At 58.4% G+C, this 14,328-nt stretch carries 9 protein-coding genes and 2 pseudogenes; 10 read left to right on the top strand and 1 reads right to left on the bottom strand.

Annotated elements, in window-relative coordinates:
- Positions 1-330: 330 nt before the first annotated feature.
- From PACILC2_RS17705 to PACILC2_RS29460, 9 genes and pseudogenes are all read left to right on the top strand, one after another.
- Positions 331-2,124, top strand: a complete 1,794-nt coding sequence (locus tag PACILC2_RS17705; RefSeq protein ID WP_062492821.1) for an ABC transporter ATP-binding protein — start codon at positions 331-333, stop codon at positions 2,122-2,124.
- Positions 2,121-3,983, top strand: coding sequence for an ABC transporter ATP-binding protein (locus tag PACILC2_RS17700; protein WP_213529821.1), 1,863 nt, complete (start codon positions 2,121-2,123; stop codon positions 3,981-3,983). The genes PACILC2_RS17705 and PACILC2_RS17700 overlap by 4 nt, the downstream gene beginning before the upstream one ends.
- Before the next feature lie 112 nt (positions 3,984-4,095).
- Positions 4,096-5,283 (top strand): formate-dependent phosphoribosylglycinamide formyltransferase, encoded by a 1,188-nt coding sequence (gene purT, locus PACILC2_RS17695; RefSeq protein WP_280515337.1) that lies wholly within the window; start codon positions 4,096-4,098, stop codon positions 5,281-5,283.
- Between the two features lie 397 nt (positions 5,284-5,680).
- Entirely contained in the window at positions 5,681-6,505 is an 825-nt protein-coding gene (locus tag PACILC2_RS17690) for a GDSL-type esterase/lipase family protein (protein WP_244863605.1), read from the top strand.
- Positions 6,506-6,522: 17 nt separating this feature from the next.
- Positions 6,523-7,541: pseudogene (locus PACILC2_RS17685) on the top strand (ABC transporter ATP-binding protein).
- Positions 7,534-8,520, top strand: coding sequence for an ABC transporter permease (locus tag PACILC2_RS17680; protein ID WP_062492826.1), 987 nt, complete (start codon positions 7,534-7,536; stop codon positions 8,518-8,520). The pseudogene PACILC2_RS17685 and the gene PACILC2_RS17680 overlap by 8 nt, the downstream one beginning before the upstream one ends.
- Before the next feature lie 36 nt (positions 8,521-8,556).
- Positions 8,557-10,536 carry a DNA topoisomerase IV subunit B gene (gene parE / locus PACILC2_RS17675; protein WP_062492827.1) on the top strand — a complete coding sequence of 660 codons (1,980 nt, stop codon included), beginning with the start codon at positions 8,557-8,559 and terminating at the stop codon, positions 10,534-10,536.
- A gap of 192 nt (positions 10,537-10,728) precedes the next feature.
- Positions 10,729-11,933, top strand: a pseudogene (locus PACILC2_RS29465) (DNA gyrase subunit A).
- On the top strand, positions 11,930-13,027 hold the full coding sequence (locus tag PACILC2_RS29460) for a DNA gyrase C-terminal beta-propeller domain-containing protein (protein ID WP_372447165.1): 1,098 nt from the start codon (positions 11,930-11,932) through the stop codon (positions 13,025-13,027). Before PACILC2_RS29465 ends, PACILC2_RS29460 begins: the two are co-directional and overlap by 4 nt.
- Here PACILC2_RS29460 and PACILC2_RS17665 read toward each other — a convergent pair.
- Positions 13,018-13,185, bottom strand: coding sequence for a hypothetical protein (locus PACILC2_RS17665; protein ID WP_201024014.1), 168 nt, complete (start codon positions 13,183-13,185; stop codon positions 13,018-13,020). The genes PACILC2_RS29460 and PACILC2_RS17665 overlap by 10 nt on opposite strands.
- A 200-nt stretch (positions 13,186-13,385) precedes the next feature.
- Here PACILC2_RS17665 and PACILC2_RS17660 point away from each other — a divergent pair, with 200 nt between their 5' ends.
- Positions 13,386-13,844, top strand: a complete 459-nt coding sequence (locus tag PACILC2_RS17660) for a MarR family winged helix-turn-helix transcriptional regulator (RefSeq protein ID WP_062492830.1) — start codon at positions 13,386-13,388, stop codon at positions 13,842-13,844.
- The last annotated feature ends 484 nt before the right edge of the window (positions 13,845-14,328 follow it).

Here is a 14,328-nt window from a genome sequence, read left to right as displayed (position 1 = left end):
TGAAGGCGATTTGACGTTCACATTCTATTATGGGGAACCCGGATTGCTGGAAGGCGTTTTTCGGGACGGGTGTTGTTGAGGGGAAGCCGTAAAGAGGATGAAATTTTCTTTTTTTATTTTTACCGTTAATTCGCGCAAAAAATTGAGCAATACCGGGATGTTGAACACGTATTCGCCTTATTTTGGAGAATACACCCAAAACTTGATTCCAATTGCGAACGGAAGCACGCACAATGTAAAATACGGAAATTTCCTATGTTTGCCGTTGTTACACGATGCTGATAATATTCATTCATGCTTACAAAATGAAACGAGGAGAGGGAGTTTCAGTTGGACGTATTCAGGCAGCTCAAGGCATTTTATTGGTCGGAACGCAAGCTGTTGTTCGTTTCGATCATCTGCCTCACCTGCGCGACGGCGCTCGGGCTTGTGTACCCGAACTTGCTGCGGTTTCTGATCGACGATGTTATCATTGCGGAAAGGTTCGATCTTGTGCCCGCGCTCGCGCTGTCGGTCGTCGGCGTTGTCGCCCTGAAAGGGAGCATGCAGTTTCTGCACGGGCTGTGCGGCGGAAGGCTCGGCAACCGCGTCGCCTTCAACCTGCGCAATGCCTGCTACAACAAGCTGCAGTATTTGTCGTTCCAGTACTATGACAAGGCGAAGACGGGCGACCTGATGTCGCGGCTGACCGCCGACCTCGAGGCCATCCGCAACTTTATCGGATTCGGCTTCGCGCAAATTCTCAACATGGTTTTGATGATCGCGTTCGGCGCAGCCATGATGCTGTCGATTCACTGGCAGCTCACGCTCATTACGCTGATAACCATTCCGTTTCTGGCTTACACGGCGATCCGCTTCGAACGGAACATCCATCCGGCATTCCGGGAGATGCGGCGGGCGATGAGCAACCTGACGACGGCGGTTCAGGAGAACATTACCGGGGTGCGCACGGTCAAGTCGTTCGCCAGAGAACCCTACGAGGTTGACAAATTTTCGATCCGAAGCCAGGCGTATCAAACGAATCAGGTCGGCGCCGCGCTCATCTGGGCGAAATACTTTCCGGTGATGGAGCTCGTGGCCAACCTGTCGCCGGTCATTCTGCTCGTCGTCGGCGGTCTGTATGTTATCAACGGGCAATTGTCGCTCGGCGAACTGGTCGCATTTTTCAGCATGATCTGGTACATCATCGGTCCGATGTGGGGCATCGGCTTCCATATTAACAACTATACCCAGTCGAAAGCTTCCGGCGAACGGGTGCTGGAACTGCTGAACGAGTATATTCACATCCGCAACGCCGACAACGCGATCGTCTTGAAGGACGATCAGGTGAAAGGACATGTCCGCTTCGAGAACGTAACTTTCCATTACCCGGACAAGGCGCCCGCCCTGAAAGATTTTTCCGTCGACGCCAAGCCCGGTACGGTCATCGGCCTGCTCGGCGCGACCGGTTCCGGCAAGTCGACCGTCATTCAGCTGCTGATGCGCGCCTACGATGTCCGCAAGGGCCGTATTACGCTGGACGGCATCGATATCCGGGAGCTGGACCTCGAAAGCCTGCGCAGCCAGATCGCGCCGGTGTTCCAGGAAACGTTCCTGTTCTCCGCCTCGATTCGTGACAATATCGCTTACGGGGTCAAGGACGTGACGATGGAGCAGATCGAACGGGCCGCCAAGCTGGCCAAAGCGCATGATTTCATCATGGAGCTGCCCGATGGCTACAATACGGTCGTCGGCGAACGGGGAATGGGGCTGTCCGGCGGCCAGAAGCAGCGGATCGCCATCGCCCGCGCGCTGATCAAAAATCCGCGCATTCTCGTGCTGGACGACGCGACGAGCGCCGTCGACATGGAGACGGAGCACGAAATCCAGGCCGGCTTCAAGGAACTGATGGCCGGAAGGACGACGTTCATCATCGCGCATCGCATTTCGTCGCTGCGCCATGCCGACGAAATCATCGTGCTCGAAGATGGCAACGTCATTCAGCGGGGCACGCACGAAGAACTCATTTCGGTGCCCGGCCATTATCTGGACACGTACAATATCCAGTATGCCGACCGTCCGGACCGGGAGGACGTCGTACAGCAAGACGTCGTACAGCAAGTAGAGAGGAGAGTCGCGCAGTGAGCGAAGCGGAGAAGAACCGGGGCGGCGGGGAGAAGCAATCGTCCGCCCAGAACTTCGACAAACGGGAGCGGTTCGTCTACCAGGATGACGACGTCATCGAGAAGCCGTTCAACTGGAAGCAGGTCGCTCGCCTGTTCACTTATATGAAGCCTTACCGGAAGCAGCTGCTGCCGCTCGTCATTGCCATGATGGTGCTCGGCACGCTGACGCGGCTCGCCATCCCGGCGATCGTCATGCTGGCGATCGACGAGGCGATCCAGCCGGTATCCGGCGAGCCGGACAAAGGCAAGCTGTTCATGTATGCCGGCCTCATGCTAGGTTTATATATTATTCAGTGGGCAGCCAACACGTTCCGGATCCGGTTCACGAACATTATCGGCCAAAAAGTGATTTACGATTTGCGCCACGCACTGTTCCGGCACATTCAGAAGCTGTCGTTCCGCTTCTTCGACAAGCGGCCGGCCGGTTCGGTGCTTGTGCGGATCACGAACGACGTGAACGCGCTGCAGGATCTGTTCACGAACGGCGTCGTCAACCTGATGATGGACTGCGTACAGCTTGTCGGCATCGTTATCATTTTGCTGGCGTGGAACTTCAAGCTCGGCCTTGCCGTCATGATTACCGTTCCGCTCATGTTCGTCGTCTCGAGCGCGCTGCGGAAGCGGATCCGGTTCGCCTGGCAGGATGTGCGCATGAAGCAGTCGCGCATCAACTCGCACTTGAACGAATGCATTCAGGGCATCAAGGTGACGCAGGCGTACGTGCAGGAAAAGGACAATATCCGTTTCTTTCACCATATGAACACGATCAACAACAAGGCATGGAACAAAGCGTCCGCGCTGAACCAGACGTTCGGACCGATCATCGAGCTGACGGCGGCGGTCGGCACGTTCATCCTGTTCTGGTACGGCTCGGTGCTTATCCAGCAACAGGAACTGACGATCGGCCTGCTGGTCGGCTTCGCGAACTATATCGGCAACTTCTGGGAGCCGATCAACCGTCTCGGCCAGATGTACTCCCAGCTGCTGATCGCCATGGCTTCGTCGGAGCGGATATTCGAATTTATGGACGAAAAGCCGACGGTCGGCGAGCTGCCCAACGCGCGCAAGCTGCCGCCGATTCGCGGCGACGTCACGTTCGACAGCATCGTGTTCGAATACGAGAAAGACCGGCCGGCGCTCAAAGGCATCTCGCTTGACGTCAAGGCGGGACAGTCGATCGCGCTTGTCGGCCATACCGGTTCCGGCAAGAGCACGATCATCAACCTGCTGTGCCGTTTCTACGATCCGGTGCAGGGACGGGTGCTCGTCGACGGACAGGACATTCGCGACGTCACGATCGAGAGTCTGCGCTCCCAGGTCGGCATCGTGCTGCAGGATACGTTTATTTTCTCCGGCACGATTCGCGACAACATCCGGTTCGGCCGGCTCGATGCGACCGACGAGGAAGTGGAGGAGGCGGCGAAAGCGGTTCGCGCCCACGATTTCATCATGTCGCTGCCCGACGGTTACGACACCGAGGTGCAGGAGCGCGGCAACGTGCTGTCGATGGGGCAGCGGCAGCTGCTCTCGTTTGCCCGGGCGCTGCTGGCGGACCCGCGCATTCTTATTCTCGACGAGGCGACGGCCAGCATCGATACGGAAACCGAGCTGCGCATTCAGGAAGCGCTCAAGACGCTGCTTCAGGGACGCACCTCCTTCATTATCGCGCACCGGCTGTCGACGATCCGCCATGCCGATACGATCGTCGTGCTCGACCACGGTCGTATCGTCGAGCAGGGCAACCATGACGAGCTGATGGCCCATCGAGGCGTTTATTACGGGCTGATCGAAGCGCAATACCGTTTCCTTTCGGCTTGATTATCCTTGATTTTTAGAAAGCAAACCTCCACAATGGAAGAAACAAGCATCTGCGTTGGCTTGCGTATGGGCTTAGCCGGCGCGGACTTATCTTCCGAGGAGGTTTTTTTTCTTGTTTAACGGTTACGGTTCACCATTGACAGCAAAGGCCCGCAAAATGATGCTGCTCGGCGCGGGCGAACTCGGCAAAGAAGCGGTTATCGAGGCGCAGCGGCTCGGCGTGGAGACGATTGCGGTCGACCGGTACGCGAACGCTCCGGCGATGCAGGTCGCCCATCGCGCCTATGTCGTCGACATGCTGGACGGCGAAGCGCTGCGACGCGTTATCGAGGAGGAGCGGCCGGACGTGATCGTGCCGGAGATCGAGGCGATCGCGACCGACACGCTTGTCGAGCTGGAGCGCGAAGGCTACCGGGTAGCGCCGACGGCCGCCGCCGCCCGGCTGACGATGGACCGCGAAGGAATCCGCCGGCTGGCGGCCGAGAAGCTCGGGCTGCCGACCGCGCCGTACCGGTTCGCCGACACGCTGGACGAGCTGCGAGCGGCCGTGGCCGAGCTTGGCACGCCTTGCGTGGTCAAGCCGATTATGAGCTCTTCCGGCAAAGGGCAGTCCATCTGCCGGGCCGAGACGGAAATCGAAGCTTGCTGGAATTATGCGATGGAGGGCGGACGGGCGAAGAAGGGGCGCGTCATCGTCGAAGGGTTCGTCACGTTCGAGTCGGAAATAACGCTGCTAACCGTCCGGTCCGTTTCCGGCACCGCGTTCTGCGCGCCGATCGGCCATGTGCAGAAGGACGGCGACTATATCGAGTCGTGGCAGCCGCACGCGCTGACCGACCGGGAGCGGGAAGAAGCGGAGGCGATTGCCCGCGCCGTGACGGATGCGCTTGGCGGGTACGGCATATACGGCGTGGAGCTGTTTTTGACCAAGGCTGGCGTGCTCTTCAGCGAAGTGTCGCCCCGTCCCCACGATACCGGAATGGTCACGATGGCGACGCAGGATTTGTCGGAATTCGCGCTGCACGTCCGGGCCGTGCTCGGCTTTCCGGTGCCGGCGATCCGGCTGCTGACACCCGGCGCCTCGCATACGCTGAAGGCGGACCGGGATGCGGAGTCGTTTCGGATCGGCGGCGTGGAGCGGGCGCTTGCTTTGCCGAACACGCAGGTGCGTCTGTTCGGCAAGCCGGTGACGAAGACCGGCAGACGGATGGCCGTGGCGCTCAGCACCGCCGGCAATACGGAAGAAGCCCGGGCGCTTGCCCGCCAGGCGGCCGAAAGCCTGACGCTGGAGTACGACTGACCGGCTGACCGCGACGGTATCGCCAACCGCCGGCTGCGGCGGGCGGCGGAAACGCCAGGTCGATCGGCGGTCCGGAGACCTGGCCGCAACCTGCTCGGCGTTCCGCCCGAGCCGGGCGCAGCCCTGCTCGAGACCCGGCCGCGCCTGCTCGAAAACCCGGCTGCTAATCGGGCTGCAGCCCGCAGGAGCCAGCCGGAAACCGCACGCAGCCCGGCCGGAAACCGCGTCGACCGATGCTCCGTCTCCGGCCTTTTTCCGTTTCGTTCGGCGCAGACCCGCTCGATTAATCGGTGGTATGATTTGCAAATTGCGAACGGAACTATTATTTTATTAAGTATAAAGCATGGCGAAGAAACGAAGGGCGGATCATCCTTTTCGGAAAGGGGGACTACATGCGTTGTATCGTTCCACGAGTTCCGCGAGATTATGGCGCATCGTCGGGCTGACCGCGCTGGCTGCAACGCTGCTGCTCCTGGGCGGCTTCGTCTATGCGTTGCAAGACATGCTGAATCCGCGTCTTCCGGCGCCGGCTGAGGCGACGAAACCGTCGCCGGAAGCGTCGCAGCCGGGTTTGGCGGAGGCGGCCGAAGTGAACGTCGTGGCGATCGGCGATTCGCTGACCAAAGGAACGGGCGATGCGACAGGCGAGGGCTATGTCCGGCAAGTCGTAAACGGCCTCTCGGACCTTTGGGACAAACCAGTGAAGCTCTTGAACAATCTGGCGGTGGCCGGAATGCGCACCGATCAGTTGCTCGAGAAGCTGAAGCGCGACAGCGGATACCGCTATGCGATTCGTCAAGCGAATCTCATTCTGCTGACGATCGGCGGCAACGATCTGTTCCAGCATGCCCAGTCGGGAGCCGAGGAAGAAGGGGACGTGATCGATCCGCAGCGGCTGGAGCGGATGCTCCCCGGAGCGCTGAAGCGGTTCGAGGAAGTGCTGTCGCTGCTGAACAGGCTGAATCCGAATGCGACGGTCGTCTACGTCGGCCTGTACAATCCGTTCTACGATTTGATGGAGATGCGGGACGGCAGCCTGCAGGTGCAGCAATGGAACGAGCGGGCTTACGCCTTGATCCACCGGTATCCGCAAATGCAGATGATTCCGACGTTCGACTTGTTCGAGAGCAGAATCGGCGATTACTTGTCCCCGGACCATTTTCATCCGAATCATGACGGTTACGCGCAGATCGCGGCGCGCATTATGCAATCGCTGAAATAATCGAAGGGGGATCTCATATGGGAACGACGACGAGGCTGTCCGTTATTCCCGGTCCGGTCGGCGGATCGGAGCGCGCGGCCGGCGGACGGGAGACGGTGCTGTCGGTGAGGGGACTCCGCAAAAAATTAGAGGCAAGTGGATTATCCACGACGTCACCTTCGACGTTCGGGCCGGCGAAATATTCGGATTTCTCGGGCCGAACGGCTCCGGCAAGACGACGACGATCCGGATGCTGGTCAATCTGATCCGGCCGACGGAAGGGGAAATCTTGATCTGCGGCGACAACGTCGTCCGCCATCCCGAGCTGGCGCTTCGCCATGTCGGCTGCATTGTGGAAAACCCGGAGATGTACGATTACATGACCGGATGGGAAAATCTGGAGCATTTCGCCCGCATGGTGAAAGGGATCGATGCCGCGCGCATCCGCGAGGTGGCGGATATCGTCGGCCTGGAGGACCGGATATTCGACAAGGTCAAAACGTATTCGCTCGGGATGCGGCAGCGGCTCGGCATCGCCCAGGCTTTGCTGGGACGGCCGAAGCTGCTTATTCTCGACGAGCCGACGAACGGTCTGGATCCGAAAGGGATCAAAGAACTGCGCGCCTTCGTCCGCATGTTGGCCGACAACGGTCTCAGCCTGTTCATCTCGAGCCATCTGCTCAGCGAAATTCAATTAATGTGCGACCGGGTCGCGATCATTAACAAAGGCCGGGTGCTGGCGGTCGGCGAGGTGGAAGAGCTGATCGCGCAGGCCGGCTCGTACGTCATCTGGCAGCTCGACCGGACGGAGGAGGGGAAGCGGCTGCTGGCGGAAATACCCGGCGTCGCGTTCGTCTCCGAGGGACAGCACCGGATCGACGAAGGCGTGCTGGCCGGCATGCGCGAACCGATCGTGACGACGATGCCGGCGGAACGGATCCCGGCGGCGGTCGAGAAGCTTGCGAAGCGGGGAATCGGCGTGCGCGGGGTGCAGCGGCAGGCGCCGACGCTTGAGGAGCTGTTTCTGAGCATGACGGAGGACGATAGCCGTGAATGAGATGCTGCCGCTCATCCAGAACGAGACGCTGAAAATCTGGAAAAAGAAACGGTTCTTCGTCATCGTGCTGATTCTGGTCGTGCTCATTCCGGTTTTCACCTACGCGCAGCTGACCGTGTCGCGCAACAATGCGGAGAAGTTCAAAGACTGGCGCAGCCAGATGATCCAGCAAATCGCCGATTACCAGAATACGCTGGCAAGCGACCGCATACCCGAGGAGTGGAAGCGGTACAGGCGCGTGGCGATCCAGCAGCTTCAATATTATTTGGAGCGCGACATCAATCCGAATGCGCCGAATGCGGTGACGTTTACCCGCGGATTTATGAACAACGCGGTAACGATGTTCATTCCGCTTATGGTGCTCGCGATCGCATCCGATCTCGTGTCGGGCGAGCGCTCGTCCGGCACGATCAAGATGCTGCTGACGCGGCCGGTCCGCCGCTGGAAAATTTTATTCAGCAAGCTGGTGGCCCTGACGCTCTACGTATCGTTGATCGTGGTGACGACCGCCTTGCTCTGCTACTTGATTTCCGGGCTCGTATTCGGCTACGATGGGTGGACCATGCCGGTGTTCACCGGCTTTCAAATTAACGGCTCCGAAGTCGACAGCACGTTCGTGCACGCCGTTCCGCAATGGCAATTCATGATCATGCAGGCCGGACTGGTCTGGTTTTCGGCCATGACCGTGGCGATGCTGGCGCTGATGGTATCGGTGCTCGTCCGCAGCACCGCGGCCAGCATCGTGACGATGATGGCTGCGGTCATCGCCGGGAGCATACTGGCCAATATGTCTTCCTCATGGGAAACCGCGAAATATGTGTTCAGCGTCAATCTGCAGCTGACCAATTATTTGGACGGCACGCCGCCGCCGATCGAAGGGATGTCGCTCGTCTTTTCGCTTGCGGTGCTTGCGGTTTGGGCGGCTGCGGCGCTCGTCGTGTCCTTCGGCGTCTTTACGAAGCAGGACATCTTGAATTAAAATGGTTGAGGCTCAACTTCGACAAGGAGGACGCGTATGGCTGAGCAATTGGATTTGTTTGATCAACAAATGGCTTCCGCTTCATCCGATCGTCAATACGAAGCCGATGACATACAAGTACTGGAAGGACTGACCGCCGTCCGCAAGCGGCCGGGCATGTATATCGGCAGCACGAGCAGCTCCGGGCTGCATCATCTGATATGGGAAATCGTCGACAATGCGGTGGACGAGCATCTGGCGAAATTTTGCGACGCGATCGACGTCACGATTCATAAGGACGGGTCGATCACGGTCAGGGACAACGGCCGGGGCATTCCGACGGGCATGCACAAAATCGGCATCCCGACGCCGCAGGTTGTCTATACCATTCTGCACGCGGGAGGCAAGTTCGGAGGCGGCGGCTACAAAAAATCCGGCGGTCTGCACGGCGTCGGCGCTTCCGTCACCAACGCGCTGTCGGAGTGGCTGGAGGTCGAAATTTACCGCGATGGCAAAATACATAGACAGCGGTTCGAATATTGGGTGGACGACGAGGGCAAAGAGCATGTCGGCGAACCGGTGACCGGTCTTGAAGTGATCGGAAATACGAACCGGACGGGAACGAAGGTGACGTTCAAGCCGGACCCGCGCGTCTTTCACGGCAACATCAACGTCAATTACGATACGCTGGCGGAGCGGCTGCAGGAAATCGCGTTTCTCAATTCGGGCCTCAAGGTGACGCTGCGGGACGAGCGCAGCGGCAACCAGGACGTCTTTCATTACGAAGGCGGCGCCCGCCAGTTCGTGCAATTTCTGAACGAGGGCAAGTCGGTGCTTCACGAGGCGATCCATTTTATGGCGGAGAAAGACGATATCGAGGTTGAGGTGGCGCTGCAATACAACGACGGCTACACGGAAACGATCGCCTCATTCGTCAACTCGATTCCGACGCGCGGCGGCGGAACGCACGAGACCGGCTTCAAGACGGCGTACACCCGCGTCATGAACGAATACGCCCGCAAGACGTCGCTGCTGAAGGAGAAAGACAAAAATTTGGACGGCAACGACTTGCGCGAAGGGATGATGGCCGTCATCAACGTGAAGATGGCCGAGGTCGAATTCGTCGGCCAGACGAAGGACCAGCTCGGCAGTGCGATCGCCCGCAGTGTCGTGGACGCCGTCGTCTCGGAAAAGATGCAGGTATTTCTGGAGGAAAATCCGCAGATCGGGCAGACGCTCATCAAGAAAGCGATACAGGCGTCGAAGGCGCGCGAAGCGGCCCGCAAGGCGCGGGACGAAATCCGCAGCGGCCGCAAAAAGAGCGAAAGCTCCAACCTGGGCGGCAAGCTGACGCCCGCGCAGTCGAAAGACAGCGCCCGCAACGAGCTGTTTATCGTGGAAGGCGATTCGGCGGGCGGTTCGGCGAAGCAGGGACGGGATTCCCGCCACCAGGCGATATTGCCGCTCAAGGGCAAGCCGATGAATCCGGAGAAAGCGAAGCTGGCCGACATCCTGAAGAACGACGAATACAAGGCGATTATCGCCGCCATCGGCGCCGGCGTAGGCTCGGAGTTCGAGATCGAGGACTGCAACTACGGCAAAATTATTATTATGACCGACGCCGATACGGACGGCGCGCACATTCAGGTGCTGCTGCTCACCTTTTTCTACCGGTATATGAAGCCGCTCATCGATGCGGGCCGGATCTATATCGCCCAGCCGCCGCTGTATAAAATATCGCGAAAAAGCGGCAAGCTGAATACGGTCCGGTACGCGTGGACGGACGAGCAGCTTCAAAATTATTTGAAGGAGTTCGGCAAAAACAGCGAGCTTCAGCGCTACAAGGGGCTGGGGGAGATGAACCCGGAACAGCTGTGGGAAACGACGATGAATCCCGAAACGCGGACGCTGCTTCAGGTTCAGATCGAAGACGCCGCCAAGGCCGAGCGCCGCGTCTCGACGCTGATGGGCGACAAGGTCGATCCGCGGAAAAAGTGGATTATCGAAAACGTCGACTTTACGGAGTATGAAGAATAGTGGCGGCAATGAACGGTCTGGAAAGATAAGGGGGGAACGATAGTGAGCATCTTGGAGCAATTTTTGCCGGCGTTCCTCGAGGAGGTCGTAGGGGACCGATTCGGCCGGTATTCCAAATATATTATTCAGGACCGCGCGATCCCCGACGTGCGTGACGGGCTGAAGCCGGTGCAGCGGAGAATTCTGTACGCGATGTACGATTCCGGCAATACGCCGGATAAGCCGTACCGCAAGTCCGCGAAGACGGTCGGCGACGTGATGGGCAATTATCATCCGCACGGCGACGCCTCCATTTACGAGGGCATGGTGCGGATGGCCCAGCCGTGGAAGATGGGCCATGTGCTGATCGACGGGCATGGCAACTGGGGCTCGCTGGATGACGACCCGGCAGCCGCCATGCGTTACACCGAAGCGCGTCTGTCGCCGATCGCGATGGAGCTGCTGCGCGATATCGACAAGCGGACGGTGCAGTTCAAGGACAACTTCGATAATACGACGAAAGAGCCGGTCGTCTTGCCGTCCCGGTATCCGAACCTGCTCGTCAACGGCGTCAGCGGCATCTCGTCGGGTTTCGCGACGGAAATTCCGCCCCATAATTTGCGCGAAGTGATCGATGCCTGCATCGCCATTATGCAAAATCCGGATACGACGCTGGAGGAGCTGATGGCGATCGTCAAAGGTCCGGATTTTCCGACAGGCGGGCTCATTATGGGCGGCGACGGCATCCGGGAAGCGTATTCGACCGGCAAAGGGCGCATCTATATCCGGGCGAAGACGGATATCGAGGAGCTGCGCGGGGGCAAACGGCAAATCGTCATTACGGAAATTCCGTACCAGGTAGTAAAATCCCGCCTCGTCACGGCGATGGAAAATATCCGCCTGGAGAAAAAAGTCGAAGGCATCGCCGAGGTTCGCGACGAAAGCGGCCGCGAAGGCCTCCGCATCGTCGTCGAGCTGAAGAAGGACGCCGACGCCAACGGAATTTTGGCGTATTTGCTCAAAAAACCGACCTGCAAGTCACGTACAATTTCAATATGGTGGCGATCGTCAACAAGACGCCGCGGCAGCTCGGCCTGAAGGAGATGCTGAGCGCCTATATCGATCATCAGAAGGAAGTCGTCACCTACCGTTCCCAATACGAGCTGGAGAAGGCGGAAGACCGCGCGCATGTGCTGGAAGGGCTCGTCAAGGCGCTGAATCTGCTGGACGACGTCATCGCGACCATTAAAGCGTCGAAAAACCGGCAGGATGCCCAAAACAATTTGGTGGCGAATTTCGGGTTTACCGAACGGCAGGCGGACGCGATTCTGACCTTGCAGCTGTACCGGCTGACCAATCTCGAAATCGTGACGCTGGAGAAAGAGCTGAAGGACGTCAAGAAAAAATCGATTACTTGAACGGGATTTTGAAAAGCGAGAAAAAACTGCTCGGCGTTATTCGGGACGAGCTGCAGGAAATTCGCGACAAATACGGCATCGACCGGCGGTCGGAAATTCAGAGCGAAGTCGAGGAGCTGAAAGTCAACCTCGAGGTGATCGTCAATTCCGAGGATGTGCTCGTGACGCTCAGCCAGGACGGTTATATCAAGCGGACCAGCATGCTTTCGTTTACCCGTTCCGGAGGAGAATGGTTGGGCGGGGGCGTCAAGGAAGGCGATACGGTACGCCATCTGTTCGAAGTCAATACGCTGGACAATCTGCTTCTTTTTACGCGAAAGGGGCAGTACTTCCTGCTTCCGGTCCATCAAATACCGGAGTTCAAGTGGAAGGAAACGGGGACCGCGCTTGTCAATGTCGTGCCGCTTCCGAAAGACGACGCGATCGTCAGCGTCGTGCCGGTCAAAGATTTCAACGTTCCCGGCCGGTCGCTGCTGTTCTTCACGAAACGCGGACAGGTGAAGCGGACCGAGCTGGCGGAATACGCGACGACGCGGTCGATTGCGATAACGGCGTGCAAAGTGGCGGACGGCGATGAGGTGGTGCGCGTCCTGCCGTCGGACAACAGGCAGCATGTGCTGCTCGTCACCAAGAACGGAATGGCCATCCGCTTCGCGGAGAATGAAGTGAACGCGATGGGACGGGCGGCCGGCGGCGTACGCGGCATCCAGTTGAAGGAAAACGACGAAGTCGTGGCGGCGGAGCTGGTGGACGATGAAGGGGAACTGCTCGTATTGTCCGATCTCGGCTTCGGCAAGCGGACGCTGCTGGTCGATTACCCGGTCCAGGGTCGCGGAGGCAAAGGTATCGCCACCTTCGAGTTCAAGGAAGGCAAGCGGGTTCGGCCGAACGGCACCGCGCTGGCCGGCGCTTACCGGTGCAAGGAAGCTAGCGAGCTTGTCGTGCTGACGGCGTCCGGACAGCAGCATACGGTATGGACGGAGAAGGCGCCGATCGAAGAACGGAAATCGGTCGGACGCTCGCTGGTGCCGCTGGAGAAGGGCGATGCCGTCATCGCGCTGTTCCCGCTGGCAGGCGGCGGGCATCAATCATAAGGGCGATGGGGCGGATCGAGCCGCTCCAATAATTGAATAATGGCGTCGAACATGACCCACAATGGCACCGGTTCATCGGGTTTTTCCAGCCATTGCGGGTCTTTTATTATGTCTAGCGCGCGAATTTTGCGAACAATTTCCGTTTTTTTGTCGTCCACTTTTGGTTCACGCTCCTTGAAACGATCGGTTTCGAGCCGGGGCATCAGCCTATATGCCAATTTATGTCTTCCCGTGTCAAATGGTTCGTCGTTTTCGTCGATTAATGGCGCAAATTATTAATTGCATTAACCTTTTATTCGACAAAACGCCATGGTATAATAATAAGAAAATCGATCATAGGAAGTTGGTGACGGATAGGATGTCGGAACAATTTGCCCGAATTTGGATGAAGCTGACGAAGGAGTGGAAAATCAGGCTGGAGGAGGAATTGGCGCCCGGACTGACGGAAGGGCAGTTGAACGTGCTGGAGCTGCTTGCGGAGCACCAGCCGATGAAGCCGTCCGATCTTCTCCAATATTTGTCGACTACGCCTGCCGCCATAACGACACTGCTTGACCGTATGGAGCGAAACGGCCTGATCGAACGGACGCGCGACGCCGGCGACCGCCGGATCGTATGGGTGACGCTGACGGAGAAGGGCGAGTCGGAAGTTTCCAGAGGCGTGAACGTCAGAGATTCGATCGTTCGGGAATCGCTGGACCGCATTTCCGTCCATAACCAACAGCTGCTCGTATATTTGCTCGGCAAGATCGCCGGCATGGATACGGAGCCGTCGCAGCTCATTCAACCGGCCATCAAGAAGAAGGCTGTCATGTAAATAGACGATAGAGAGCCGAAAGACCGTCTTCGGGCGATTCGCCCGAAGACGGTTCTCGGCTCTCTCTTTTCTAACCGTCCGCACCATCCGTCCAATCGCCACCGGTTCGTCGGTACGTCCCGCCATCCGTCCAATCGCCGCCGGTCCGTCAGTGCGCCCCGCCATCCATCCTAATTGTCGCCGGTCCGTCGGCGTGCACCGCGTCTTCCGTCTAATCGCCGCCGGTTCGTCGGTGTGCACCGCGTCTTCCGTCTAATCGCCGCCGATCCATCTAATTGTCGCCGGTCTGTCTGTGCGCTCCGCCTTCAGCGCCACCCGCCTCCCGGCAGATTGCTTTGGCGGAAAAGCTGCAAAAGTACAGGAATTTTGGCCCAAATAGATGACTATGGCGCAAAATCCTGCAAAATACAGTATATTTTGGCAGTTTTCGCCAATCTGGCTTGGACGGGGCAAAAAAACTGCATTATCTCTACGGCCCCCTAAT

This window comes from Paenibacillus cisolokensis (genome assembly GCF_018403665.1).
Classification (GTDB): Bacteria; Bacillota; Bacilli; order Paenibacillales; family Paenibacillaceae; genus Paenibacillus_AH; species Paenibacillus_AH cisolokensis.
Note: the sequence above shows the minus strand (reverse complement) of the source record. Positions and strands in the feature narration are given on the sequence as shown.

What these genes read in the sequence shown, in the direction of transcription:
- parE (WP_062492827.1), top strand. Translation starts at nt 8,557, where the DNA reads ATGGCTGAGCAATTGGATTTGTTTGATCAACAAATGGCTTCCGCTTCA.
- PACILC2_RS17660 (WP_062492830.1), top strand. Translation starts at nt 13,386, where the DNA reads ATGTCGGAACAATTTGCCCGAATTTGGATGAAGCTGACGAAGGAGTGG.